Source organism: Galbibacter sp. L-19, from assembly GCF_056857615.1.
This window is the reverse complement of the sequence record NZ_JBSXNL010000067.1, coordinates 444,136-468,870: the sequence shown is the minus strand read 5'-3', so window position 1 is coordinate 468,870 and position 24,735 is coordinate 444,136. Positions and strand designations below refer to the sequence as shown.

Genomic DNA, 24,735 nt, shown 5'->3' with positions numbered 1-24,735 from the left:
AAAATTTAAAACAACTTATTATGAGAACATTAGTTATTGGACTTTTTTTAATCCTTACAAGTACACCAATTTTGGCTCAAAATACCACTGAAACAGAAATAAAAGAACTCTCTAAAAAGAAATGGGAGTGGATGGCCAATAAAAATGTGGAAGAACTTGCAAAGCTCTTTGACGATAAATCAAGATTTGTACATATGAGTGGCTCTTGGAAAAAGGAACGAGAATTAGAAATTATTAAAACGGGGAGTATTTGGTATAAAAAAGCAGACGTTCATGATGTGGTTATAGAAACTTTTGGGGAAACTGTAATTCTGTGGAATCGGATTACACTTTTGGCTGTAGTTCGAGGAAATGAAGTGTCAAACGAATTTACGGTAACCGAAATCTACAAAAAAGAAAGTGGAGACTGGAAATTACTCGATTTAACTTTTAGTAGTGTTCGGGATTCCCATCAAATTGAACATTAAAATTTGAAGTAATATAACGCAATGAAAATATATTTATCCTAATAATTTATTGGGGAAAACGAACAAAAAAATAGTAATAGTCATTAACCATCTACCATGAAAATTCAAAAAATAATAGCCATATTAATTGTTATATATAGTTATACCGTAAAAGCACAGCAGGGGTATCCAAAAGTAGAAACAGTGTCTGGTATTGTACGAGGAGTTACCGAAGGTGGTGTTGATAGTTTTAAAGGGATTCCTTATGCAGCGCCACCTGTTGGAGAATTTAGATGGCGACCAACTCAACCAGCACTGAAATGGAAAGGAGAATTGGACGCAAGTAAGTACGGTTCAGATTGTGCTCAGGCTTCATATCCGCCAAATCCAGGGGCTATCAGAGAAGGTTCATCAGAAGATTGCTTGTCCTTGAATATTTGGAGACCCACTTCGGTTAATCATAAAAGCAAGCTACCGGTGATGGTATGGATTCATGGTGGAGCTTTTGTTTTTGGTAGTGGTTCTAGTCCTGGGTTTTCGGGTGAGAATTTTGCGAAGAAGGATGTTATTCTTGTTACTTTTAATTATCGCTTGGGAAGATTAGGTTTCTTTGCTTTTCCTGCATTAAGTGATGAACATCCAAATGAAGCCAAAGGAAATTACGCATATATGGATCAAATTGCTGCTTTAAAATGGGTGCAAAAAAACATAGCTAATTTTGGCGGAGATCCTGCTAACGTTACAATTTTTGGAGAGTCGGCTGGCGGCGTTTCAGTACATTCGTTATTAACAATCCCTGAGGCTAAAGGACTATTTCATAAAGCAATTATTGAATCTGGAGGTGGTTGTGATGGGGTTTTAACTGGAAGACCCATTGATAAAGAAAATGCCGATTCAAATTATCCAATTTCAGCAGAAACCATTGGAGTTAATTTTGCTCATAGGCATAAAATAGAAAAAACGGATGCCAATGCTTTGAAAAAGCTTCGTTCTTTGAGTGTGGGAGAGATTATTGATGGAGGTCAGGAAACTGATGGTCCGGGAGGTGTTCCTACCTATTCAGGACCTATTTTAGATGGAAAATTAGTAATAGAAACTGCCGAAAGTTCATACAAAGATAATTCACAAACCCAAGTACCCATAATTATTGGTTCTAACAGTGCTGAAGTACCGGCAGGATTTGTGAATGCCAATTCAAAAGAAGAACTATTATCTATGTTTGGGGATTATAAAAATGAGGCATCCAAAGCCTATGATCCAGATGGATCAACCGAGTTTGCAAGAATGCTGACCTTGGTTAATACCGATAAAGTTTGGGCAGAGCCTGCGCGTTTCACTGCAAATGCTTTTGTTTCAGAAGGTATTCCTGCTTACGTTTATCTTTTTTCTTATGTGGCAGAATCTATGCAGGAACGTATGCGATTTGGAGCCTCTCATGCATCGGAAATTCCTTATGTATTTGATAACCTTATGGAAAGAAATGGTTTTGTAGTTACCCCAAATGACAAAAAAGTTGCCAGTATGATGAATACCTATTGGACAAACTTCGCTAAAACAGGGAATCCAAATGGAGAGGGGTTACCAAAATGGCCTGTTCATGATCCAAAAAAGAATGAAGTTTTTGAAATTAGACACGATGGATCGGCAGGAAGTTCTTTAGATGAAAGAAAAGCAAGATTGGATGTTATCAAGAAAGCTTTTTATGAATAACAGATAATAAAAATAAATATTTATATGAAAAAGAAAACGAATAAGATTAGGGTAGGGCTTCATACGCTTATGTTGATTGGTGCAGTATTGTGTATTGTTTCATGCCAACCAAAAAATAAAGAGGAGACCAGTACTAAAATTGATGATAAAAATATTAGTATCCAAAAGCAAGGCAGTTTTACAGTAGGAGGGACTGTAAAAACAAGTCCAGGTACTTTTGATCCTATTAAACACGGTGTTTTTAATCCTTCCAATCAAAGTCAAGAGGGGCAAACCCTTCATGGAGATCATGCTTTTGTATGGTACCAAATACCGACTACCCCTAAAAAACTTCCTCTTGTATTTTGGCATGGATACGGGCAATCGATGAAAACTTGGCAAACAACTCCCGATGGGAGAGAGGGGTTTCAAACATTATTTTTAAGACGCAACTTTCCTGTGTATCTTATAGATCAGCCTCGGCGTGGATTAGCAGCACAAAGTACCGAACCAACTACAATTTCGGCAGCTACCAACGATCAATTGTGGTTTGGTATTTTTAGACTAGGTATTGGTACAGAATTTTACCCAAATGTTCAATTTTCAAAAGACCCTGAAGCTTTGAATCAGTTCTTTAGACAAATGACACCCGATACAGGCCCTTTAAATATCGATTTAAATGTAAAAGCAGTAGCAGAACTCTTCGATAAAATTGGATCGGGAATATTAGTAACTCATTCACATAGCGGCGGAATGGGGTGGTTAACAGCGCTAAAAAATAATAATATTAAAGCTGTAGTTTCTTTTGAACCTGGGAGCAATTTTATTTTTCCTGAAGGTGAAGTTCCTGAGCCTATTTCATATCTCGGTGGAGCTCTGAAAGCCTCAGAAGTTCCTATGTCGGAATTTAAGCGATTGACAAAACTTCCTATCGTTATTTTTTATGGGGATCATATTCCTAATGAAACATCTGAAATTCCAGGGGAAGATCAATGGCGTGCCTCTCTATCGATGGCTAAATTATGGAAAGAAACGGTAAACAAACACGGAGGTGATGTTACGCTTATTCACTTACCAGAAGAAGGAATTCAAGGAAATACACATTTTCCGATGAGCGATTTAAATAATGTGGAAATAGCAGATTTAATGTCTACATGGCTTCAAGAAAAAGGATTAGATAAGTAGAAATAAAGATTCAGCAATTATAAATAAACAAACATGGATAAAACATTAAAAACCTGTTTTCTTCTACTATTGACAATAGTCCCAGTGTTTTTTTGTAGTTGTACTGCTCAAGAATTAAAAAAAGAGAAAGGAAAGCTATTGATTGTATACCTATCTCGAACCAACAACACCAAACAAGTAGCAGAAATTATCCAAAAGGAAGTAGGTGGGGATTTGGTAGCACTCGAATTAAAAGAACCTTACCCAGAAAATTACGATTCTATAGTGGCACAAGTGGCAAAAGAAAACGAATCGGGATATCTACCACCATTGAAAACGCGTATCGATAATTTCAATCAATACGATAAAGTATTTGTAGGTTTTCCTACATGGGGAATGCAATTACCACCGCCAATGAAGAGTTTTCTCAACAAATATAATATGAGTGGCAAAACAGTAATTCCTTTCAATACCAATGCAGGATATGGAGTAGGAAGTAGTTTTAAAACGGTTAAAGAAATGTGTCCAAACGCAACGGTTTTAGAAGGATTTTCTACCAAAGGAGGAATTGAAAGAGACGAAATTTATTTTGTAATGAAAGGCGATAAAAAAATCAAAGTAAAAGAAGAAATAATGACTTGGTTGCGGCGGATTAAGTTTTTATAGATGAAAGATAATTTAGATACATATAAAAATATAAGTGTTGCAAGTCAGCGAATATCAAATGAATTCTTTAAACTTTTAGATAACGAGTATTCTACCAAGGAAGAATTTGGAAAACCAGTGAATCTAAGAGCTCCCGCTGATTTTGCCCAAGAATTAAATATTCATGTGAATCATTTAAATCGGGTGTTGAAGACTAGCACTCAAAAAACAACAACTCAATTAATAGCCGAACGTATTTTACAAAAAGCTACGTATTTATTGAGAGAAAAAAATTGGAACATTGCCGAGGTAGCATATTTTTTAGGGTTTAAAGAGGCTACACATTTTAGTAATTTTTTTAAGAAACATATGGATACCACCCCCCAAGCCTATAGAAAATGTTTGAATATTGTATGTTATTGTTTGATGGATATGGTCTGTTTGTAAATTGTATTCTAAAGTATACTATTAAAAAAACCGTCGGATAGACGGTTTTTCTAGTTAGTTTGAATAGTTATAAGTTTTTTAACCTATAATTTTTTTCTCAATTATAAAAGGTTGTTGGTAATGCCTTTGCCCTGTTGCACGGTATAAAGCATTTGCCATTGCAGCAAAAATAGGAGGGAAAAGAGGTTCTCCCATTCCTGTTGGGCTATGTTCATTTTCAACAAAGTGCACTTCAATAGACTTTGGTGCTTCAGACATTCTTATTAATTGATAACGGTCAAAATTGAGTTTTTGTGGCGCCCCATCTTTAAAGGTTTGTTCACCATAAAGTGAATTTCCAATACCGTCAATAATAGCACCTTCTCCCATGTTTTTGGCAGCATCTTTGTTAACAACAATTCCGCAGTCAACAGCAGCATACACATTATTAACCTTGGGTTTATCATTTTCTATTTCAAGGTCTAAAACTTGAGCTACATACGTATTATGGCAAAAATAGGCAGAAAAGCCTCTTGATTTATCATTTATCTCATCCCAATTAGACTTGCTTTTTACTAACTTAATAACACCGGCATAACGTTCAGGATCGTAATCGTTATTTTCTCCAACTGGATTATTTTTAGCTCTTTCTAAAAGTTCTAGACGAAACTCAATTGGATCCTTCCCAAGTTCTTCTGCAAGTTCGTCTAAAAATGACTGCTCAGCTCCAGCAATAAAATTAGACCTAGGAGCTCTAAATGCCCCGATGGTAATATTTGAAGGAATTTCCCAGGCTTCTGCCAAATAATTTTCTATCGCCCCGGCAGGAAAACGGTTAGGAGCTAGTGGTGATTCAGGAATCCCACCTGCTTTTACATGAAATGCAATGAGATTGTTATTTTCATCCATGGCGGCTTTGTAAGTCGCTGTGTAAGAAGGTCTGTAAATTCCGTAAGACATATCATCTTCACGTGTGTAAACCATCTTAATGGGAGCTTTCATTTCTTGAGAAATAACTGCTGCTTCAATCATATGGTGTCCATAAGCCCGAAGTCCAAAACCACCTCCCATACGGGCTAAATTAATTTGAATCTTGTCTTTAGGGAGTTTCAGCCGTTCAGATAATGTCCCTATGATAAATTCAGGAGCTTGAATTGGGCCATAAAGCTCAGCTTTTTCAGCAGAAACATTGGCAAAACAATTTACAGGCTCCATGGTATTATGTGCTAAAAATGGGGCAGAATACGTCCGTTCCAATATTTTAGCAGCATTTTTAAACGCTTTTTCCGGATCTCCGTCTTTTCTTAGAATATTTCCAGGTTTTTTATTGTACTGGTTCATTTTAGTTTGATGAACAGTAGTACTTTCCAAACCTGCTGGAACATTTATAGCTATTTTATTTCCTCTAGCATCCATTTGAAAAGTATGCTCTGGAGCTTGCTCCCAATCGACCACCACTTCTTTTTTGGCCTGCATGACTTCCCATGTGGAATTACCAACTACTGTAATTAATTCGGTAAAAGTTGTGGTGTCAAAATAATTCCTTGCGTAATCACTTTTTAAGGTATCTATTTTAAATACATCTTTAATACCAGGCATCGATTTGGCTTTTGTAGCATCAAACTTTTTTAGTTTCATTCCAAAAGCAGGAGGATGGATTATCATGGCAATCAACATACCTTCTGCTTGATAATCAATTCCAAACATAGGTTTACCAGTGACAATTTCTGTTCCAGCAACATTTTTTTTGGAGGTTCCTATAATTTTAAAATCTTTAATTTCTTTTAATTCTACTTCTTCCGGAATAGGCTGTATTGCTGCGAGAGAAGCTATTTCACCATAGGAAATTTCTTTATTTGTTGCGGTGTGGTAAAGGATTCCTGCCTTTGCTGTAACTTCATTAACTGGTACTTGCCAATGTTGGGCAGCAGCAGTAACAAGCATTCTTTTGGCGGTAGCACCTGCGGTACGCAAAATATTCCAACCTTGACGAATAGACTGACTCCCGCCAGTAAATTGTCTATCGTAACGTTTAGGATAAAAGTTAGCTTGTTCTACAATTACATTTTTCCAATCGACATCCAATTCATCAGCAAGAATCATCGGCATGGAAGTTTTTACATTTTGACCAAATTCAGGATTAGGATTAAAAAGTGTTACCACTCCATTATCTCCAATTTTTATATAACTATTTAATTCAAACCATTCTTCAGGCATTTCTATTGTAGCAGCTTCTTTTCTATTTGGGATTTCACAGCCCGCAAACCAACTGAAACTAAGCATCATGCCACCACCAGCCAATACGGAGGATTTTAAAAAAGATCGTCTTCCTAATGTTGTCTTAACAGTTGCCATTTTCTTATTATTTTGAGTTAGCAGCAGTTTTAATTGCCTTTTTTATTCGTGTATATGTTCCACATCTGCAAATATTCCCATTCATAGCCTCATCTATTTCTATATCAGAAGGATTTGGATTTTGATTTAGTAGAGAAGTGGCAGACATAATTTGTCCTGCCTGACAGTAACCACATTGGGGGACATCGTGTTCTATCCATGCTTTTTGTACAGGATGGTCTCCATTTTCAGATAGACCTTCAATGGTAGTTATTTTTTGTTCACCAACGGCTGAAACCGGTAGTTGACAAGAACGAACTGCAATACCTTCAATATGAATGGTGCATGCTCCGCATTGCGCTATACCACATCCAAATTTTGTACCTACTAATTGAAAATGATCTCTGAGCACCCATAATAGCGGCGTGGAAGCACTAACATCTACTTGTTGATCTTTTCCGTTGATTTTAAGGTTGTAAGTTGCCATTTTTAATAATTTATTTGAAATAGAAAAAAGGAGTATAAAAGATATTTATAAAAATATCGATTTAATGACTATAAAAATTACAAAATCCAAACAACATACAAGCTGATTCTTATAAAGAACTAGTCTTAATAGTTGCTTAGAGCTACATAAAATGTTTGAATGTTGTATTTTATTGTTTGATGGATGTATGTTTTTAAATGGAACCAATGCTACATTTGAATACACATTTAGTTAGCAGTTATGTACTCTATATCTTGTTTATAATAGCTGTTTACACATTTAGCAAAGGAAGCTGTCCTATCGGGCAGCTTTTTTATGAAATAAATGTATTAATTTTAAATTGTATACTTATATATAATATGTGAGACTGTATAATTATAAAAATAAAAAAGCTAAGACTGTATTTGAATTATTCAAAAAAAGTACCCTGCATTAAGTCCAGCAGAAAAAACAAGAATAATTACTGAAGAGACATTGAAAATATTGATGAAATTCCCACCAACTTCTGATGGGGCACAAGCTAGGGTTTTATTTGTTTTTGAAGAAGCACATTCTTTGGTGCCAGAATGGAATTCTATTGCTAATGAAGGAGATAAAACGGCAGTTAATGGAACAGCTAAGGTAATTTTACAAGGTAGAAAGTACGGCTTGGGAAGCTTGGTAATAACTCAACGTACTGCTAACATTAGTAAAAGCATCTTAAATCAATGTAATACAATTTTTGCCCTAAGAGTGTTTGATGATACTGGAAAACAATTCTTAGAAAATTATATTGGTTCAGATTACTCAAATACACTACCAACATTAGAAGAAAGACATGCTATCGCTGTTGGAAAGGCACTAAAATTAAAACAGCCAATTATTATTCAATTAAATGATAGGAAACATGTTATTAATGGAGAAGGTTTTGATAATGTAGAATAAATTGTTGTCAAAATGAATTCAGAAGAGATTGGAAAACAAATGATTTATGAGTTAGAAAATGATCTCGAATTATATTTGACTCATTGCAAAAATAATTATGTAAAATATGTAAAGGTTGCACAAGTGATTTTCAAAGATATATATGATAAAATGAATCTGTTTGACTATTCGAAGAGTAACCCTGCCGATATTAATTATAAAGCTAAAGAACTTCAAAAAGTCAATGAGTTAGAAACGGAGATTGATGTACTACAAGAAGCAATTTATTCTGAAATATACACACCATGGACTTATGAGCGTTTGGCAATTATATATATCAAGCAAAAGGAATTTGAAAAGGCGTATAAAGTATGTATGAAATGGTTTGAACTAGATTATTGGAAATTACCAAATACATCCGATGGGAGTTTAAGAATATTGAAAAGAATAAATAACTTGGAGAAAAAATTAAATATTTTCAATAAACTGAGAAAATATAAAGGTTATTATTTAATCTAAATTTCACGACTTTTTCACATTATTTTTACAATTTTATTATTATAAATAACTCTAAATGAAATAAATAATAAATTCCATGGCTAAAATCCTTCCAGTTTTTAAATTGTGTGATTCCATGTTTCAAAATATGGGCAACAAGCGCAACGGTTTCTTCTTTTTAGAAAACCGTCACTCAACAACAGTTGTACGTTAATAAAATAACTTCAACTTGCACTATAATTTATATTATGTAAAATAGAATATTTACAACCACTACTCTAATTCCTTTCTTTTGGTTCTAAGTAACAAATTTAAACAGTCATGTCGACCAACGGGAGACATCTCATTAAACTTTTAGTAAACTCAGGATAAAGTATAAAGCATTAGTATTTAAAGTATTATAGTAATGTGATTTCTCCTTTCAGTCGAAATGACTGGATTTAATGCACTCCATTTATATCCCTTTTTGTTAAGCCCATAAAACTTAGAACAGTACTAAATATTGGAATTCGGAGTATTACAGTCATGTCGACCAACGGGAGACATCTCATTACAGAAAGCAAACTATTAAAATAATTTTCTTTACAATAAGCTTTTAATAAACTCAGGATAAATTATAAAGTATTGTTATTTAATATGTTTCCTTGATGTGATTTCTCCTTTCAGTCGAAATGACTGGATTGCTTATCTACTTCTTTGTTTACAATCAAGCTATTATATTAGTAGTAATTGGTTTACGTTTAAATTAAGCTAAAGATTGTTAAATTTATAAAAACGTTACATACAACTAATCATAAAATCAAATATCTTTAAGTAACCAATGTAAAATCTACCAAATGTCTATAGAAATTATATATGTATTTGCAGTGCTATTTTTAGTAGTATTGTTTTTTGCTTTTGAAATATTTCCTGTAGATAAAATTGCGTTTTTTATTATTGTGAGTCTGCTACTCTTTGGGGTAGTTTCTCCTGAAGAAGCTATTAGTGGCTTTTCTAATAGTGCTACTATAACGGTACTCTGTTTAATGATTATTGCCATTGCGTTAGAGCAAAATGGAATTATTAATCTGCTTGCAAATGGATTGAAAAAGTTAAAAACACTCCCCATCCTTTTAATGATTCCTGTTTTTATGTTTATTTCTGGGAGTATTTCTGCTTTTATAAGTACTACAGCCGTTGTTATTGTGTTTATTAAGATCCTAACCGAACTTTCTGTTAAATATAATATTCCACGTTCTAAATTATTACTTCCTATTTCTTTTGCAGGAATTTTAGGTGGTAGTTGTACGTTAATGGGGACTTCTACCAATTTAATTGTGAATTCTGTGGCTACAAAATTTGGTGCTGAGCGGTTTACTTTCTTTGAGTTTTCAATGTATGGCCTTATTTTTCTTGCAATTGGGATTGTTTTCATTACCCTTACTTCTTTTTTACTCCCTTGGGACACTTCCAATAATTTAAATCAGGAGTATGAATTGGATCAATATTTAACGAGTATTGAGTTTGAACCTTCTTCAGAATTGATCGATAAAAAAATAATGGATACTTTTCTATATAACGATCTTGGAATTACGTTGTTAAAACTCACTAGAAATGGAATTTCAAATAAATCGCCTGGAAAATATATTACCCTACAAAAAGGAGATAAGCTCCTCCTCTCTTGTAATATGGATAGCTTGGTTAAGATTAAAGAAACCGAAGGAATTCTGATAAATAATTATGCGGTTTCTGGAATTGATGATAATGAAAAAGAAGACGAATCCAACGAATTTGATTCACAAAGAAATGCTATTGTTGAATTATTAATGCTTCCTGGAGCTCCATTTTTAAAGCGTTCTATTACTGAATTAAAAGGAAAAATGATTCACGGAGGTTTACCATTAGCTATAAAACGAAGAAAAAATATCCAAAACGTAACAGATAAATTACTTAATATAAATGTCGAGAAAATAAAGCTCAAAGTAGGAGATAGATTGCTGGTAGAAATGCCAAAAGACCGGTTAACAGATTTGTCTACCGTAGAAAATATGGCGGTTTTGCAAGAACACACCTCTTATGCTTCGGTTTCTAAATATAAAAAGATGCTTACCTTTTGCATCCTCATAGCAGTTATTGGCTTGGCAGCATCGGGAGTTCTTAGTATTCTTGCGAGTTCTCTTACAGGATGTTTCCTTTTATTAATGTTTAATTGCATCGAATTAAGTAAGGTATACCAAAACATTAACTGGGAAATAATATTTCTATTAGCGGGTATGATTCCTTTGGGAATAGCTATGAATAATAGCGGTGCCGATGTTTGGGTGTCCTCTCACCTCTTAGAATTAATCTCTGGCAAGCAGCCTACAATTATTATCGGACTCATTTTTCTGTTTACTATGCTTTTAAGCGGAATTATCTCCAACAATGCTACTGCTATTATTATGACTCCAATTGCCATTTCCTTAGCATCGGCAAGTAATCTACCTCTTAAACCTTTTATTTTAGCTGTTTTATTTTCGGCTAATTTTAGTTTTTTTACGCCCTTAGGCTATCAAACTAATACGCTTGTATATGGTCTTGGAATCTATAAATTCAAGCATTTTTTAATTATAGGTGGCATGTTGTCTATTATTTTATGGATAACGGCTTCCTTCCTCCTCGGAAATATGATTCCTGAATCTTAATTCTTCAATTTCACTCTTTAAAAAATTAGAAATTCAAAAAAACCGATAGGTATTATTATATAATTCCAATAAGTATATAGCTTTATTTACAGGGATTTGGATGCTTCGATTTATAGTTTTATTTTACAACCTACAAATCAATATTATTTATGAAATGCCCTTTAAAGATTTTATCGAATCAACCTATATGATAATCCAGAGCATTCTACCTGAACTTTTAAAACAATAAATATTAACAGATGAAAAAACTAAACTTATCCCTCCTAATCTTAACTACTGTACTCTCTTTTTCGTGTAAACAGACTCAAAAAGAAGAACCAGCTACTGCGGCGCTTACAGAAGACGAAATCAATGCTAAAGCCCTTAAAATACAAAAGGAAATCATTACGTTAGATACGCATTGCGATTTTAATGTGAATAATTTTACCGACTCTATTAATTACACTCAAGAATTAGAAACACAAATTACCTTACCTAAAATGGAAGCAGGCGGCTTGGATGTAGCTTGGTTTATTGTGTATACAGGTCAGGATTCCTTAACCGAAAGCGGTTACAAAGCAGCCTATGAAAATGCAATGGCAAAATTTAATGCAATTCATAAACTATGTGAAGAAATAGCGCCCGATGAAATTGAATTGGCTTTAACCTCAGATGATGTAAGACGTATCCATGCAAAAGGTAAGAAAGTAGCTATGATAGGTATTGAAAATGGATATTCTATTGGAACAGATCTTAATAATGTAAAGAAATTTTATGACCTCGGAGGTCGGTATATGTCACTTGCGCACCAAGGCCATAGCCAGTTAGCCGATTCTAATACAGGGGAAAAAGACAGTGTTTGGTTAAATAATGGTTTAAGCGAATTAGGAAAACAAGTCATTGCAAAAATGAATAAATATGGAATGATGATAGATGTTTCTCATCCATCCAAAGAAGCTATGAGACAAATGATTGAGCTTACTAAAGCTCCAATTATTGCTTCCCACTCCTCTGCCCGCGCGCTGAGTAACCATAGTAGAAATTTAGATGATGAGCAGTTACAATGGCTTAAAGGAAATGGTGGCGTTGTACAAACTGTTGCTTTTAGTCCTTATGTAAGTGTTACTAAGGATAGTATTTTTAAAAATGAATCCAAGAAAGTACTTGAAGCAGAAGCTCAAAAACAAGGCTTTGAATTACTGGAAAGAGATAGTGTAATGACATTTTCTAAGGAAAAAAGAGAGGCTTATTACCAGAAGTATATCGCTTTAAGAAATAATGCTGCTCCAAAATTAGATTCTCTTAAGAAAGTTGCAGACCCAGTAAACGTTGCTGATTTTGTAGATCATATTGATTATCTAATTGAGAAAGTGGGAATTGACCATGTTGGAATTAGTTCAGATTTTGATGGTGGCGGTGGTATTTATGGTTGGAATGATGCTTCTGAAACCTTAAATGTTACCAAAGAATTAGTAAGAAGAGGTTATACTAAAACAGAAATAGAAAAGCTGTGGAGTGGTAATTTACTACGTGTTTTAGATGAAGTACAAGCAGTAGCTCAAAAAATACAACAAGAAGAATAATGAAGGTTTAAACATACCTTTAACATCTTTAAAGCACCATATCTCAAAATGGTGCTTTATTTTTGTATAAAATTGTATCAATGAATATTAAGAATTTTAGACTTGTCAGTATATTAGAAGGAATTTCCTATTTATTACTTTTTGGAGTTACCATGCCTTTAAAATATTTAATGGATTTTCATGGGCCAAATAAAATTATCGGTATGATCCATGGAATCCTGTTCATTGCTTATGTGGTAATGGCTTTTGTTTTTTATAGAAGATTAAAATGGTCCTTCTCTACCCTATTTATTGTTTTGCTTTGTTCTATTATTCCATTTGGTACATTTTGGATGGAAAGAAAGTACCTACACCCTAATAAAGTACAAGAAAGTTAATTTTCTCTCATCTAAAGAAACGTTTTATACGTATTTATAGAAATTTTTAAGTATTTAAAAAGTTCACAACCAATTTAAATCCTTTAAAGAGGACTAATTCTAAATTGGTTTAGAGCTTTTTTACCAATACTAGAAATCGTAAAAAATAAGTAAAGTACATGAAAAGTAGTTTTAAAGATATTATAGAAGTAAATAAACCTGTATTAATAGATTTTTATGCAGACTGGTGTGGTCCATGCCAAACAATGATGCCAGTATTGGATGATGTTAAAAAAGCAATGGGTAATAACATCAATATCATTAAAATAAATGTAGATAAGAATCAAGAGTTAGCTGGTAGATTTCAAGTACGTGGTGTTCCTACATTTATGATTTTTAAAAACGGAGCTTCTGTTTGGCGACAATCAGGGATGATTTCAAAAAATGATCTAGTTAAAAAACTTACAGAGCATATTTAGGTTTTTTTGTGTTAAGTATTAATTATTAAGTACTTAGTATAAAGTATTAAGATGAAATAAGAACAAAGATAAGTCGGAAGACAGAATGCAGTGTTCAATGTTCAGTAGGCGTACATTTTCAATCAAGAGTCAGGAAGAGACAGAGATTGAAGAAGTCGGAAGTCGGAAGTCCGAAGTAAGGAGAAAAAAGGGGAACAAGAATAAAGAGAAGAGAATATAGACGGAAGGCAGTAGGCAGAAGATTAAAGAATTCGACAATTTACACAATCACAACTTTGCTTCTTTGAACCTTTGCATCTTTGAGTTAAAAAACTGCATACAGCATATAGCTTAAAGCATAAAGCCTCCCAACTTCTTTTCATTCCCACATTCCCACATTCCCACATTTTCAAATCTTCAAATCATAAAAGAGTATTTCATAAATTCATATTAAAACCTAAGGTTTACTTCATCAGCATTGTTAATTTTAGTATTTTTAAGAGAGTTACTTCAATAAAGAAAAAGAAGTACTTAATTGATAACACTAATTAACTATAACTATGCAAATAAATTTTGAGTACGACAATGTTGCTGCTAGCAACCGTTTGGAAGAACTAGCTACTAAAAAGCTTAATAAATTAGCAGATAAATACGATTTTATTGTAAGAGCTGATGTTTTTTTTAAAACTGAAAATACTTCTTCTAAAGAAACTGGAAAAATCTGTAATATTAGATTAAGCGTTCCAGGCCCGAGATTATTTGCAGAGGCTTCTCATGAAAAATTTGAAATGTCTATTGCAGAAGCTGGAGACGATCTAGATAAACAATTGAGAAAGAAAAAAGAAAAAATGAAAGCTAAGTGATAAGGCAAATCCCCTAAAAAATTCTACGCTAAGTATATAGATATTAATTAAATCCTACCTCAAGGCAGGCATTAGAAAATTAAATCCTCTATGAGGTATTAAAAAACATTTATACGTGGAAAAAATGAGCATTATATCAACAAACGACCGACAAATAACTTTTATTTTTGATCCTAGCACTAAATTAGGACGAGAATGCCAAGCTTATGCCCTATCTTCTGAGGCTGAAATTTTAGCAATCGATTTAACGAAAACTAAAATTGCAGATACCGAATGGGTAGAAATAGCGGAGAGAATAGGTAAAACTGTTCCAGAATTGATTGCAAAAGACCATCCTGCATTTACAAATCTTTATGGGGAAGGAATTGAATTGGACAATACAGATGCTCTAAAAGTTTTAAATAAAAATCCAGAAACACTAGTATATCCAATTGCAATACGTGGAGACAAAGCGGTAATGACGCATACATTTTCAGATATCTTAAAGCTTATAAAACCAGATTCTTCTGACGTTAAAATACCATAAAAATTTAATTTATAGACTTGAAGTTTAACAATGGTGATATTTTAAAATATTCCTTAAGGAATAAAAAAGCAGTTATATAGATTCTACTCAAAATAACTGCTTTTTGGTAATAATTACTTCCAAGAATCTTTAAAAGCAAAATCCTCCTGAGGAATCCGGTCTCTTTCACTTTTTTCCATTTCTAGAAGTTCACTATTTAATTTCTCAAAATCGCCTCCATAATATCCTAAAGCAATAGCAGTAGCTACATGAAATCCCTTTGGAATTTTAAATACTTTTTGGGCTTTTTCCCAATCGATTCCAGCCATTTGATGCATTCCTATTTTCATATATTGAGCTTGCACACTCATATTTCCAACGGCTAAGCCCAAATCGTGTAAAGCATGGAAATTTACATCACCCTCTTCTGTATTTTCTTTGTACGCGGTAATCATCAATAAAGGAGCATTGGTAACCCAACTCTTATTAAAATCGCTTAAACAGTCTAAAATTTTATCATAGGTGTCGCTTCCTTTTTCAGCATACATAAATCTCCATGGCTGCCTATTAAAAGAGCTTGGTGCCCACCTAGCAGCTTCAAAAAGCTGTTTTATTTCATTCTCTGGAAGTTTATCTTCTTTAAAAACTCTTGGACTCCAACGCATTTTTAAAAGTGCATAAATCTCATGGTTAGTTTTTGCTATTTTATCTAAATGTAATTGTTCTAATGCTGTCATAATTTTTTATTTTTTTGATGCTAGTTTTTGTTTGAAATCGTTGATTATTCCTCCTTTTAAAATAAGATTAATTTGACGCTCGCTCATGGAATGTTTAGTAAGAATTTCTTCTACCTTATTTTCATAAGAAACAACCAACCGAATTGGATTATTATTTTTTACGTCTTCTAACAGATTTTTAAAAGAAACCATTGCTCCTTGATGGATTTTGTCATAATCTGAAGTAGCTACAAATTCAAGAGGAAGAATTCCAAAATTAACCAAGTTCTGCCATGCAATACGGGCATAACTTTTGGCTACAACAGCTATTTGCCCTAAATATTTAGGTGCAATAGCAGCATGTTCCCTACTACTCCCCTGCGCATAATTATCGCCTGCTACAACAATATGACCTCCATGTTGGTTTTTAGCCTCCATGGCTCTGTCATAAAAAGTCTCATCTATAACCGTATAAGAATATTTACTAATTTCGGGAATATTACTTCTAAAAGGGAGCACTTCTGCTCCTGCTTTTAAAATTTCGTCTGTAGAAATATTGTCTCCCATTTTTAAAACCACAGGAATCTCATAAGTATCATTTAAAGGTTCTATATGAGGCAATGCTTTTATATTAGGTCCTTTCTTTAAAGCCAATTCTTGTCCGTTTTCTGGAGGAGCAACCAACATATCTGTATTAATAATATCTATTTCTGGAGCTTCAAATTCAGGATACTTCATATTAAAAAGCTTTTCCATATCCCTTGGATCGGTAATTTTACCTGTCAATGCTGAAGCTGCTGCGGTTTCTGGACTACAAAGATGCACTTGGTCGTCTTTGGTTCCAGAACGATCAGGGAAGTTTCTCGGCATTGTACGCAAACTAATAGTTCCACTAGCTGGCGCTTGTCCCATTCCTATACATCCCATGCACCCCGATTGATGGAATCTTCCTCCTGCCTTTATTAAACTAGCAAAAGCACGATTATCAATCATATTCTGGATAATTTGTCTGGAAGTAGGATTAATATCAAAGGAAACATCTGGACTTATCGATTTATCTTTTACAATAGCCCCTGCCATCCAAAAATCGCGTAATCCAGGATTTGCAGAAGAACCAATTACAACCTGACTTATATTTTTTCCTTCTACTTCTCTAACCGGAACTACATTACCAGGACTGGTAGGCAAAGCAATAAGCGGAATCAATTCATCTAAAATAATTTCATCCTCTAGATCATATTCACACCCTTCATCGGCTATTAATTCCACCCAATCATCTTCTCTTTGTTGCGATTTTAAAAAGCGCTTGGTCTCTTCATCACTAGGAAATACAGTTGTAGTAGCGCCCAATTCTGCTCCCATATTAGCAATAACATGCCTGTCCATTGCGCTTAAATGTTTTAATCCGTCACCATAATATTCAATAATCTTTCCTACACCACCCTTTACATCATAACGTCTTAACATTTCCAAAATAACATCTTTGGCACTTACCCAGTCTGGAAGTCTTCCTGTTAATTTAACTCCCATAACTTGTGGCATTTTTACAAAATATGGTTGCCCTGCAATTGCCGCTGCAACATCCAATCCTCCTGTTCCTATTGCTAGCATCCCTAAAGATCCAGCTGCAGGCGTATGACTATCTGATCCTACCAATGTTTTTCCTGGCTTTCCAAATCGCTCCATATGGACGGGATGGCTCACTCCATTTCCAGGTCGGCTATACCAAAGCCCAAATTTTTGTGCGGCAGAATGTAGGAAAAGATGATCGTCTGCATTTTTAAAATCTGTTTGCAATAAATTATGATCCACATATTGGACAGCAACTTCGGTTTTTGCAGTATCTAAACCCATTGCCTCTAATTCCAATTGTACCAAAGTACCTGTTGCATCTTGAAGTAACGCTTGGTCAATTTTAATTCCAATTTCGCTTCCAGAAGTCATTTCCCCTTGAAGCAAATGTGATTTTATAAGTTTTTGAGCTACGTTTAAGGGTTTGTTCATTATTAATTTTTTGAGTTGATAATTAATTATTCCCTTTAAGATACAATAGTTTTAACAGCTAACCATGTGTTTTAATGCACTTTAACGGAGGTTTAAGGATTGTTTAACAATACCTTATTTGTAGGAATAAAAAAATCCAAGCTTTCACTTGGATTTAAATAGTTAGGAAGTATTCTATTTTAGAAAACTTCATCTAATAGCTTTTTAAGCTCCTCCCATGATTTTTCATCCGCTTCTTTATTATATGCTAATGGCAAATCAAATTTCTTACCTAAAGAGTCTGCATCTTTACTGGTATATGCATGCACAGCATCTTCATAAGCTATGTACTCATAATCTGCATTTACGCTATCCATTGCTTTTGTATAATTAACAATAGATTCTTCAGAAACAAATGGATCTGCAGCTCCATTACACACTAAAATTTTAGCTTTTATAGCATCTGTAGGCATTACAGGAAGCTGTACTCCACTATGGAAAGCTGCAACTGCATCCAAGTCTTCTCCCATATTTGCCATTGTTAGAACAACACTTCCTCCAAAGCAATAGCCTATAGCTGCAATCTCATTAGCATCTACATGTGGGTTACTTTTTAATGCTTTAAGAGCTGCATCAAATCTAGCTTTAGCTACCTCAATATTTTTCATAACCATCCCAGAGAATTTTCCAGCATCATTAGGATGCTTTGCTTGTTTTCCATCTCCATACATATCTACAGCCAAAGCCACATAGCCTAATTCTGCAAGCATGTCTGCTCGTTGTCTGCTATATTCATTATGTCCCCACCATTCGTGAACAACCAATATCCCAGGTCTTTTTTCTTTTAGTTCGGGATTGTATGCTATATAACCTTTCATGGTTGTGGAATCTGCTTTATAGCTTATTTCTTCCCCTTTAATCATGGTCATTTTAGGACCGCCATGAGGGGTTTCTACTTCAGGTTCCTTAATTACTTCCTCTTTGTTTTTTTTATCACTTTTACAACTTATGGAAAAGGATATCACTCCTATTAGCAATAAAAATTTAATGTTATTAATTTTCATAATATTTACTTTTAAAATAGGTTTAAAACAAAAAAGTCCGATTACTTAAAATCGGACTTTAATTTATTGGTTTCTGAAATTACTCAGATTTAGCCTCTTGAATCATTTCTTGACTTGCAACGATACCAAGCTCTACACGTCTATTTTTAACACGTCCATCCTCAGTATTATTATCAAATTTAGGCTGTGTTTCTCCATACCATTTTGTAGTCATTCTAGAAGAAGCTACTCCATTAGCAGATAAAAAATCTCTAACCGACTTAGCTCTTTTTTCTGAAAGCGACATATTATATGAATCTGCTCCAGAACTATCTGTATGTCCTTCAATTAAAATATTTGTATCGTCATACTCTACAAAAACTTCGGCCATTTTTCTAAGCGTTTCCTGACCTTCAGGAGATATATCAGCAGAATTCAATGCAAATTTAACACCACTATTTTCATCAAAAGTAACATTAATACCTTCTCCAATTCTAGTAACTTCTGCACCAGGAATTGCCTCTTCAATAGCCTCTGCATTTCTATCCATTTTATTACCAATTCTATTACCAACGGCACCACCAACGGCTGCACCAATAATAGCTCCTAAAACAGAATTATTTCCGTCTCCTACATTATTTCCTATAATTCCACCAATAGCCGCTCCAGAACCAGCTCCAATAGCTGTTCCACGCTGTGTGTTATTAGAATTTTTAATAGCTTCACAGCTTATAAGCATTAACACTGAAGTTAATACAATACCGCTTTTTAAGATTATTTTTTTCATGTTGTATAGTTATTTTTATTTAATCCCAAATTCATGGGTTTTATTTTTATCTAAGTGATGCAATTTTGGTAAACTGATACACTACAGTTACAGTTTCTGCGCCTACGCTAGCATCCGCAGAAATTACCATTTGTTGTGGAGATAAAGAATTGATTTGAAATACGTACCCATATCCTCCACTAATATCATTTTTCTTTTCGTCTATAAATTTAAATTGAAAACGGTTTGGAGTACCATTTGCATCGTCTTGAATAGACCAACGGATATTACGTTGTCCTGGAGAACACTCTCCCCCATCTAAAATGTTGTAATACCCTGTACTGTTGTTTGAACGGAAAAACCATTCGCTACCTCTAAAGCACTTTGCAGAAACATCATTAAATAAAATTGACTTAAAATAACCTTCGTTATTTTGATAATCAATATTTGTGAGTTTCCAAGTTCCATCTAAGGTTTTTCGGTTGTCTTTATTTTCCTTGCTAAGTCCGCAGGAAGTTAATACCAAAGACACCATAAGTATAAGAATATACGCCTTATTTTTCATGATTGTTTAGTTTAATAATTATTGTTGATGTAACATCTAAGATAATAAAAATCCGCCTTAAAATAAGTATTTGCTTGTTAAATTAACATTTATTTAATTCTGTAAAAATGCTAATATGAGAGTAAATTCAACAATTCTTTTTCCAATCTAGACTTGGCTAAAAACTGGTTTTCAAGACTTTTAGCAAAAGGAATTGGGGTTTCTAAACTAGCTACACGCTTAACAGGAGCATCTAAATACTCAAAACAATTCTCCATAATTAAGGCTGAAATATCACTTGAAATACCTCCAAAAAGAGTGTCTTCCTGTAAAATAAGGGCTTTTCCTGTTTTCTTTACTGAAGAATAAATCATTTTCGTATCTAACGGAGAAAGTGTCCTTAAATCTATTAGCTCTACAGAAATATCTTTATGTGCTTCTAATACTTCTAATGCCCAATGCACCCCCATACCGTAGGTAATAATACTAACGTCTTTTCCTTCTTTTATAACAGAGGCTTTTCCTAATTCTATATCGAAGTAATTATCTGACACATCTTGATAGACATTTCTGTACAAAGCTTTATGTTCAAAAAACATAACAGGATTAGGGTCGTTAATAGCTGCAATAAGTAATCCTTTAGCATCTTGTGGAAATGCGGGGTACACTACTTTTAATCCAGGCACTTTTGTAAACCAAGCCTCATTAGTTTGTGAATGAAAAGGGCCTGCGCCTACTCCACCCCCGCAAGGCAACCTAATAACAACATCGGCATTTTGCTCCCATCTATAATACGATTTTGCTAAATAATTTACAATTGGATTAAAACCGCTAGAAACAAAATCTGAAAATTGCATTTCTACCACAGCCTTCATTTTATTTATAGAAAGTCCCATTGCTGTAGCTACAATTCCAGATTCACAAATGGGCGTATTTCTAATTCTATCTTTTCCAAATTGCTCAACAAAGCCTTCTGTTATTTTAAAAACACCTCCATATTCTGCTATGTCTTGCCCCATAACAATAAGATTATCATGCTTTTCTAAGCTTTGTTTTAAACCTTCAGAAACAGCATCAATATACCGAATGTTATTTTTTGATTCTGAATTCTTAAATAACTTATTAACAGTATCATAATAAACATCATTTAATTCATTAGTTTCATCAGAAACAATAGAATTTTCAGCATAAGAAATTTGTAAATTCTCATCAATTTCTGCTTGAATACTATCTTTATAATACGTTTCTATATCCTTAGTAAGGATTCCTTCATCATTTAAAAACTTACTATAGTTACTAATTGGATCTTTAGTAGCCCATTCATTAAGCAATTCATCTGGAACATATTTAGTGCCACTAGCCTCTTCATGGCCACGCATTCTTAAGGTTTTAAACTCCAATAAAACAGGTCTCGGATTTTCTCTTACACTTTTAGCAATCTCATTTACTTTGGTATACACTTCTAAAACATTATTCCCTTCAATAATATGAGCTTCCATACCGTAACCAATCCCTTTATCTGCAATATTTTTACAATTAAACTGTTCATTTATAGGGGTTGAAAGTCCGTAACCATTATTTTCAACACAAAAAAGTACAGGCAAATCCCACACCGAAGCAATATTAAGAGCTTCATGAAAATCTCCTTCGCTAGTTCCTCCTTCTCCTGTAAATACAGCAGTTACCTTTGCCTCCTTTCTAAGTTTATGTGCCAATGCAATCCCATCTGCTACCCCCAATTGAGGTCCCAAATGAGAAATCATTCCTACAATTTTATATTCTTGTGTTCCAAAATGAAAACTCCGATCTCTTCCCTTGGTAAAACCACTAGCTTTCCCTTGCCATTGTGAGAAAAGTCGGTTTAAAGGAATTTTTCTTGTAGTAAAAACCCCTAAGTTACGATGCATCGGTAAAATATATTCATCCGGTTGAAGCGCCATTGTAACGCTTACAGAAATAGCCTCTTGCCCTATTCCACTAAACCATTTTGAAATCTTTCCTTGACGCAATAGGATTAGCATTTTTTCTTCTATCATTCTAGATTTCAACATGTTTCGAAACAATTCTAAAAGTATAGGATTGCTAACAAATCGATTATCAAATTCAAAAGAATAAGGCGTAGTAGTATGATTCATAACTAGAGCTTTAAATCAAATTTAGAAAAAAATAGTATCATATAAGCAGTTTTTATGTGTTGAAAAATGTTCTTTTTGAAATTATAGAATCGCATAATAAATCGCTACATTTGTTATATATATGAGGCTTAGGCTTCTAAAAATGTTATAAAAATGAATAAAGTACCCAGCGTTGATTTAAGTGATTTTCTTTCTGAAGACCCTGCTCGAAAGCAGAAATTTATTAATGAAATTGGTAAAGCGTATGAAGATATTGGTTTTGTAGCTTTAAAAGGTCATTTTTTATCAGATCAATTAATAGAAGGTTTATATAGTGAAATTAAGAAGTTTTTTGACCTTCCGCAGGAGGTAAAAGACAAATATGAAATTGAAGGGATTGGAGGCCAACGAGGGTATACTTCCTTCGGAAAAGAACATGCTAAAGGTCGAAAAGAAGGCGATTTAAAAGAGTTTTGGCATTTCGGACAATATGTGGAAGACAATCCTAAATTAGAAAAAGAATATCCAGAAAATGTACAAGTAGCAGAGCTTCCAAATTTTAATGAAGTAGGAAAAGAAACCTATAAACAGCTTGAAAAAACTGCCAAATATGTTTTAAGAGCTTTAGCTTTACATTTAGATTTAGAAGAAACCTATTTTGATAAGTACATTAAAAATGGGAATTCTATTTTACGCCCTATTCACTACCCTCCAATTAAAGAAGAGCCAAAAAATGCTGTAAGAGCTGCCGCACATGGAGATATTAACTTGATTACCTTATTAATGGGAGCTCAAGGAAGAGGACTTCAAGTACAAAATCATGAGGGAGAATGGATTGATGCTATTGCAGAACCCGACGAATTAATGATTAATGTTGGAGATATGCTTTCTAGACATACTAATAACAGACTAAAATCTACTATCCATCAAGTTATTAATCCGCCAAAAGAACTTTGGGGAACTTCTCGCTATTCGGTACCGTTTTTTATGCATCCTGTAAGTGACATGCCATTAGATGTACTAGAAAATTGTATTGATGATGAGCATCCTAAACTTTATGATGATATTACCTCTGGAGAGTTTCTTTATGAGCGTTTAATTGAACTTGGATTAATTAAAGTATAATTTCTTTCTAAAAATTACGAATCGTAAAAATGGACTTACAAGACCAATTAAAAAATTTATTTCCGGAACACGAATTTAAAGAAGAACCAACGCAAAAAGCAGATCCAAACGCCATCTGGATGCAAGAAGACCCGCTTTTATGTAAGTATGAAAAGCGCAAAGGCAAACCTATTACTATAATTGACGGATATACTGGCGCTACAGAAGATTTTAAAAAATTAGCCAAAGAATTAAAAACAAAACTTAGTGTTGGAGGTTCTTTTAAAGATGACAAAATAATCCTTCAAGGAGATTTTAGGGATACTATAATGGAGCTATTAAAAGAAAAAGGTTTTAAAGTGAAACGTGTTGGAGGTTAACAAATTAGTTGGAAGATAAACCATAGCGGGCACTCTCGGATTATTCTAGTTTTTATTCAATAAATATTAATTAGAATCGTTATAGAATTAACGTACTTTTTCTTGTTTATTAAATCGTATTTAATACATTTACAGTCCTCAACCCTATATTAAATGGCTAAGACACTTCATATTACAAACGGAGACAGCTTTACTACTGTCTTAAACGAACTCAATATTTCTGGTGATATAATTACGTGGCGAGAAATGCTATGTGAAGGAAAAACTATTAATGAAGTTGGTAGTGAATCCTTTTGGCGTCAACGCTACGAATTCCTCAACAGAGCCTATAAAATTACAAAAGACACCTTTATAAATAGGACTTTAAAAGAATATAGGAACTTATGTAATCAAAAGAGTCAAGAGGAAATTGTTCTTTGGTTTGAATACGATCTTTTTTGTCAAGTTAATATGATTGCTGTATTGAGTTGGTTAAAGAAAAACCGTAGTGATGCAGATATATTTTTAGCTTGTTCTGGAAAAGAAGATGCTACAGATAAACTATATGCACTTACAGAACTCAGCAAAGAGAAATTAGAAAAACTTTACGAAAATAGAGTTTTACTAACTAAAGATGATATTGAATATGGAGATTATATCTGGCAATTGTATTGTGAGAACAGTCCTATAAGACTTCAAAATGCAATCAAACAAAACACGAGTCAGCTTACCTATTTATCTAAAGCTATGGAATCTCATATTCATAGGTTTCCAAGCTTAAAAAATGGATTGAATGAGTTGGAAAATAAAATGTTGGAAAAAAGTCTTAATAAACAACTAAAGTCAAAAGACGACATTATACAAGAAATGCTTCTAGATCAAGGAATCTATGGTTTTGGAGACATTCAATTTGTAAAAATGGCGAATAATTTAAGACCTTTATTTAAATCTTTTAATCCTGTAAAACTTACCAAAACAGGTGCTAAAGTAGCCGAGAAATTAGAAAATTACTATCCAAACATACGTAGCGACAAGGAATATTTAGGAGGGACTCCAAAATATTCTTTTTTATTTATGGAAGATAGTGAACAACTCCTAAAACTATAA

Annotated in this window: 24 protein-coding genes; 16 read left to right on the top strand and 8 right to left on the bottom strand. The window is 33.6% G+C overall.

Annotation, left to right across the window (positions count from 1 at the left end; all coding sequences use genetic code 11):
* Window positions 1-20 precede the first annotated feature (20 nt).
* The 5 genes from AC13CQ_RS15360 to AC13CQ_RS15340 all read left to right on the top strand — a co-directional run bounded on the left by AC13CQ_RS15360 (window position 21) and on the right by AC13CQ_RS15340 (window position 4,391).
* A complete protein-coding gene (locus AC13CQ_RS15360; protein WP_008614902.1) occupies window positions 21-467 on the top strand; it encodes a nuclear transport factor 2 family protein in 447 nt (148 codons plus the stop codon).
* 96 nt (window positions 468-563) lie between these two features.
* Window positions 564-2,156, top strand: a complete 1,593-nt coding sequence (locus tag AC13CQ_RS15355) for a carboxylesterase/lipase family protein (protein WP_008614901.1) — start codon at window positions 564-566, stop codon at window positions 2,154-2,156.
* A gap of 24 nt (window positions 2,157-2,180) precedes the next feature.
* Window positions 2,181-3,320 (top strand): alpha/beta hydrolase, encoded by a 1,140-nt coding sequence (locus tag AC13CQ_RS15350; RefSeq protein WP_008614900.1) that lies wholly within the window; start codon window positions 2,181-2,183, stop codon window positions 3,318-3,320.
* A gap of 33 nt (window positions 3,321-3,353) precedes the next feature.
* Window positions 3,354-3,965, top strand: coding sequence for a flavodoxin (locus AC13CQ_RS15345; protein WP_008614899.1), 612 nt, complete (start codon window positions 3,354-3,356; stop codon window positions 3,963-3,965).
* Window positions 3,966-4,391: a helix-turn-helix domain-containing protein gene (locus AC13CQ_RS15340; RefSeq protein ID WP_050989703.1), complete on the top strand. Its 426-nt coding sequence runs from the start codon at window positions 3,966-3,968 to the stop codon at window positions 4,389-4,391. It begins immediately after the preceding gene.
* Window positions 4,392-4,469: 78 nt separating this feature from the next.
* Here the strand turns inward: AC13CQ_RS15340 and AC13CQ_RS15335 are convergent, their stop codons facing one another.
* Window positions 4,470-6,725 carry a xanthine dehydrogenase family protein molybdopterin-binding subunit gene (locus tag AC13CQ_RS15335; protein ID WP_008614898.1) on the bottom strand — a complete coding sequence of 752 codons (2,256 nt, stop codon included), beginning with the start codon at window positions 6,723-6,725 and terminating at the stop codon, window positions 4,470-4,472.
* Window positions 6,726-6,732: 7 nt separating this feature from the next.
* Window positions 6,733-7,191, bottom strand: a complete 459-nt coding sequence (locus tag AC13CQ_RS15330) for a (2Fe-2S)-binding protein (RefSeq protein WP_008614897.1) — start codon at window positions 7,189-7,191, stop codon at window positions 6,733-6,735.
* Window positions 7,192-7,677: 486 nt separating this feature from the next.
* Between AC13CQ_RS15330 and AC13CQ_RS15325 the strand changes: the two genes are divergently transcribed.
* The 8 genes from AC13CQ_RS15325 to AC13CQ_RS15290 all read left to right on the top strand — a co-directional run bounded on the left by AC13CQ_RS15325 (window position 7,678) and on the right by AC13CQ_RS15290 (window position 15,020).
* The gene (locus AC13CQ_RS15325; protein WP_040879774.1) at window positions 7,678-8,115 is read left to right on the top strand and encodes an ATP-binding protein; all 438 of its coding nucleotides are present in this window, start codon (window positions 7,678-7,680) and stop codon (window positions 8,113-8,115) included.
* 12 nt (window positions 8,116-8,127) lie between these two features.
* Window positions 8,128-8,613 carry a hypothetical protein gene (locus AC13CQ_RS15320; RefSeq protein ID WP_008614896.1) on the top strand — a complete coding sequence of 162 codons (486 nt, stop codon included), beginning with the start codon at window positions 8,128-8,130 and terminating at the stop codon, window positions 8,611-8,613.
* Between the two features lie 815 nt (window positions 8,614-9,428).
* On the top strand, window positions 9,429-11,255 hold the full coding sequence (locus tag AC13CQ_RS15315) for an SLC13 family permease (RefSeq protein WP_474507306.1): 1,827 nt from the start codon (window positions 9,429-9,431) through the stop codon (window positions 11,253-11,255).
* Window positions 11,256-11,494: 239 nt separating this feature from the next.
* Window positions 11,495-12,817, top strand: a complete 1,323-nt coding sequence (locus AC13CQ_RS15310) for a dipeptidase (protein ID WP_008614892.1) — start codon at window positions 11,495-11,497, stop codon at window positions 12,815-12,817.
* Window positions 12,818-12,897: 80 nt separating this feature from the next.
* A complete protein-coding gene (locus tag AC13CQ_RS15305) occupies window positions 12,898-13,194 on the top strand; it encodes a DUF3817 domain-containing protein (RefSeq protein WP_008614890.1) in 297 nt (98 codons plus the stop codon).
* Window positions 13,195-13,352: 158 nt separating this feature from the next.
* Window positions 13,353-13,652 carry a thioredoxin gene (trxA, locus tag AC13CQ_RS15300; RefSeq protein WP_008614888.1) on the top strand — a complete coding sequence of 100 codons (300 nt, stop codon included), beginning with the start codon at window positions 13,353-13,355 and terminating at the stop codon, window positions 13,650-13,652.
* 539 nt (window positions 13,653-14,191) lie between these two features.
* Window positions 14,192-14,494 (top strand): ribosome hibernation-promoting factor, HPF/YfiA family, encoded by a 303-nt coding sequence (gene hpf, locus AC13CQ_RS15295; RefSeq protein ID WP_335588065.1) that lies wholly within the window; start codon window positions 14,192-14,194, stop codon window positions 14,492-14,494.
* A gap of 124 nt (window positions 14,495-14,618) precedes the next feature.
* Complete coding sequence (locus AC13CQ_RS15290; protein ID WP_474507838.1) at window positions 14,619-15,020, top strand: arsenate reductase family protein; 402 nt, start codon at window positions 14,619-14,621, stop codon at window positions 15,018-15,020.
* A gap of 113 nt (window positions 15,021-15,133) precedes the next feature.
* Here the strand turns inward: AC13CQ_RS15290 and AC13CQ_RS15285 are convergent, their stop codons facing one another.
* From AC13CQ_RS15285 to AC13CQ_RS15260, 6 genes are all read right to left on the bottom strand, one after another.
* Complete coding sequence (locus AC13CQ_RS15285) at window positions 15,134-15,736, bottom strand: nitroreductase family protein (RefSeq protein ID WP_335588067.1); 603 nt, start codon at window positions 15,734-15,736, stop codon at window positions 15,134-15,136.
* Between the two features lie 6 nt (window positions 15,737-15,742).
* A complete protein-coding gene (locus AC13CQ_RS15280) occupies window positions 15,743-17,719 on the bottom strand; it encodes an aconitate hydratase (protein WP_474507307.1) in 1,977 nt (658 codons plus the stop codon).
* A 179-nt stretch (window positions 17,720-17,898) separates the two neighbouring features.
* Window positions 17,899-18,762 (bottom strand): dienelactone hydrolase family protein, encoded by an 864-nt coding sequence (locus AC13CQ_RS15275; RefSeq protein ID WP_474507308.1) that lies wholly within the window; start codon window positions 18,760-18,762, stop codon window positions 17,899-17,901.
* 79 nt (window positions 18,763-18,841) lie between these two features.
* A complete protein-coding gene (locus AC13CQ_RS15270) occupies window positions 18,842-19,528 on the bottom strand; it encodes a YiaD family glycine zipper/OmpA-like lipoprotein (RefSeq protein WP_008614866.1) in 687 nt (228 codons plus the stop codon).
* Window positions 19,529-19,574: 46 nt separating this feature from the next.
* Window positions 19,575-20,072, bottom strand: a complete 498-nt coding sequence (locus AC13CQ_RS15265) for a lipocalin-like domain-containing protein (protein WP_008614865.1) — start codon at window positions 20,070-20,072, stop codon at window positions 19,575-19,577.
* A gap of 110 nt (window positions 20,073-20,182) precedes the next feature.
* Window positions 20,183-22,186, bottom strand: a complete 2,004-nt coding sequence (locus tag AC13CQ_RS15260) for an alpha-ketoacid dehydrogenase subunit alpha/beta (protein ID WP_474507309.1) — start codon at window positions 22,184-22,186, stop codon at window positions 20,183-20,185.
* 153 nt (window positions 22,187-22,339) lie between these two features.
* Between AC13CQ_RS15260 and AC13CQ_RS15255 the strand changes: the two genes are divergently transcribed.
* From AC13CQ_RS15255 to AC13CQ_RS15245, 3 genes are all read left to right on the top strand, one after another.
* Window positions 22,340-23,290, top strand: a complete 951-nt coding sequence (locus AC13CQ_RS15255) for an isopenicillin N synthase family dioxygenase (RefSeq protein WP_008614861.1) — start codon at window positions 22,340-22,342, stop codon at window positions 23,288-23,290.
* Window positions 23,291-23,319: 29 nt separating this feature from the next.
* A complete protein-coding gene (locus AC13CQ_RS15250; protein ID WP_008614859.1) occupies window positions 23,320-23,649 on the top strand; it encodes a translation initiation factor in 330 nt (109 codons plus the stop codon).
* Between the two features lie 153 nt (window positions 23,650-23,802).
* Window positions 23,803-24,735 carry a DUF1835 domain-containing protein gene (locus AC13CQ_RS15245; protein WP_474507310.1) on the top strand — a complete coding sequence of 311 codons (933 nt, stop codon included), beginning with the start codon at window positions 23,803-23,805 and terminating at the stop codon, window positions 24,733-24,735.

Excerpts from the sequence above, each read along its gene's own strand:
- AC13CQ_RS15360 (WP_008614902.1), top strand. The coding sequence starts at position 21 with ATGAGAACATTAGTTATTGGACTTTTTTTAATCCTTACAAGTACACCA.
- AC13CQ_RS15355 (WP_008614901.1), top strand. The coding sequence starts at position 564 with ATGAAAATTCAAAAAATAATAGCCATATTAATTGTTATATATAGTTAT.
- AC13CQ_RS15350 (WP_008614900.1), top strand. The coding sequence starts at position 2,181 with ATGAAAAAGAAAACGAATAAGATTAGGGTAGGGCTTCATACGCTTATG.
- AC13CQ_RS15345 (WP_008614899.1), top strand. The coding sequence starts at position 3,354 with ATGGATAAAACATTAAAAACCTGTTTTCTTCTACTATTGACAATAGTC.
- AC13CQ_RS15340 (WP_050989703.1), top strand. The coding sequence starts at position 3,966 with ATGAAAGATAATTTAGATACATATAAAAATATAAGTGTTGCAAGTCAG.
- AC13CQ_RS15335 (WP_008614898.1), bottom strand. The coding sequence starts at position 6,725 with ATGGCAACTGTTAAGACAACATTAGGAAGACGATCTTTTTTAAAATCC.
- AC13CQ_RS15330 (WP_008614897.1), bottom strand. The coding sequence starts at position 7,191 with ATGGCAACTTACAACCTTAAAATCAACGGAAAAGATCAACAAGTAGAT.
- AC13CQ_RS15325 (WP_040879774.1), top strand. The coding sequence starts at position 7,678 with ATGAAATTCCCACCAACTTCTGATGGGGCACAAGCTAGGGTTTTATTT.
- AC13CQ_RS15320 (WP_008614896.1), top strand. The coding sequence starts at position 8,128 with ATGAATTCAGAAGAGATTGGAAAACAAATGATTTATGAGTTAGAAAAT.
- AC13CQ_RS15315 (WP_474507306.1), top strand. The coding sequence starts at position 9,429 with ATGTCTATAGAAATTATATATGTATTTGCAGTGCTATTTTTAGTAGTA.
- AC13CQ_RS15310 (WP_008614892.1), top strand. The coding sequence starts at position 11,495 with ATGAAAAAACTAAACTTATCCCTCCTAATCTTAACTACTGTACTCTCT.
- AC13CQ_RS15305 (WP_008614890.1), top strand. The coding sequence starts at position 12,898 with ATGAATATTAAGAATTTTAGACTTGTCAGTATATTAGAAGGAATTTCC.
- trxA (WP_008614888.1), top strand. The coding sequence starts at position 13,353 with ATGAAAAGTAGTTTTAAAGATATTATAGAAGTAAATAAACCTGTATTA.
- hpf (WP_335588065.1), top strand. The coding sequence starts at position 14,192 with ATGCAAATAAATTTTGAGTACGACAATGTTGCTGCTAGCAACCGTTTG.
- AC13CQ_RS15290 (WP_474507838.1), top strand. The coding sequence starts at position 14,619 with ATGAGCATTATATCAACAAACGACCGACAAATAACTTTTATTTTTGAT.
- AC13CQ_RS15285 (WP_335588067.1), bottom strand. The coding sequence starts at position 15,736 with ATGACAGCATTAGAACAATTACATTTAGATAAAATAGCAAAAACTAAC.
- AC13CQ_RS15280 (WP_474507307.1), bottom strand. The coding sequence starts at position 17,719 with ATGAACAAACCCTTAAACGTAGCTCAAAAACTTATAAAATCACATTTG.
- AC13CQ_RS15275 (WP_474507308.1), bottom strand. The coding sequence starts at position 18,762 with ATGAAAATTAATAACATTAAATTTTTATTGCTAATAGGAGTGATATCC.
- AC13CQ_RS15270 (WP_008614866.1), bottom strand. The coding sequence starts at position 19,528 with ATGAAAAAAATAATCTTAAAAAGCGGTATTGTATTAACTTCAGTGTTA.
- AC13CQ_RS15265 (WP_008614865.1), bottom strand. The coding sequence starts at position 20,072 with ATGAAAAATAAGGCGTATATTCTTATACTTATGGTGTCTTTGGTATTA.
- AC13CQ_RS15260 (WP_474507309.1), bottom strand. The coding sequence starts at position 22,186 with ATGAATCATACTACTACGCCTTATTCTTTTGAATTTGATAATCGATTT.
- AC13CQ_RS15255 (WP_008614861.1), top strand. The coding sequence starts at position 22,340 with ATGAATAAAGTACCCAGCGTTGATTTAAGTGATTTTCTTTCTGAAGAC.
- AC13CQ_RS15250 (WP_008614859.1), top strand. The coding sequence starts at position 23,320 with ATGGACTTACAAGACCAATTAAAAAATTTATTTCCGGAACACGAATTT.
- AC13CQ_RS15245 (WP_474507310.1), top strand. The coding sequence starts at position 23,803 with ATGGCTAAGACACTTCATATTACAAACGGAGACAGCTTTACTACTGTC.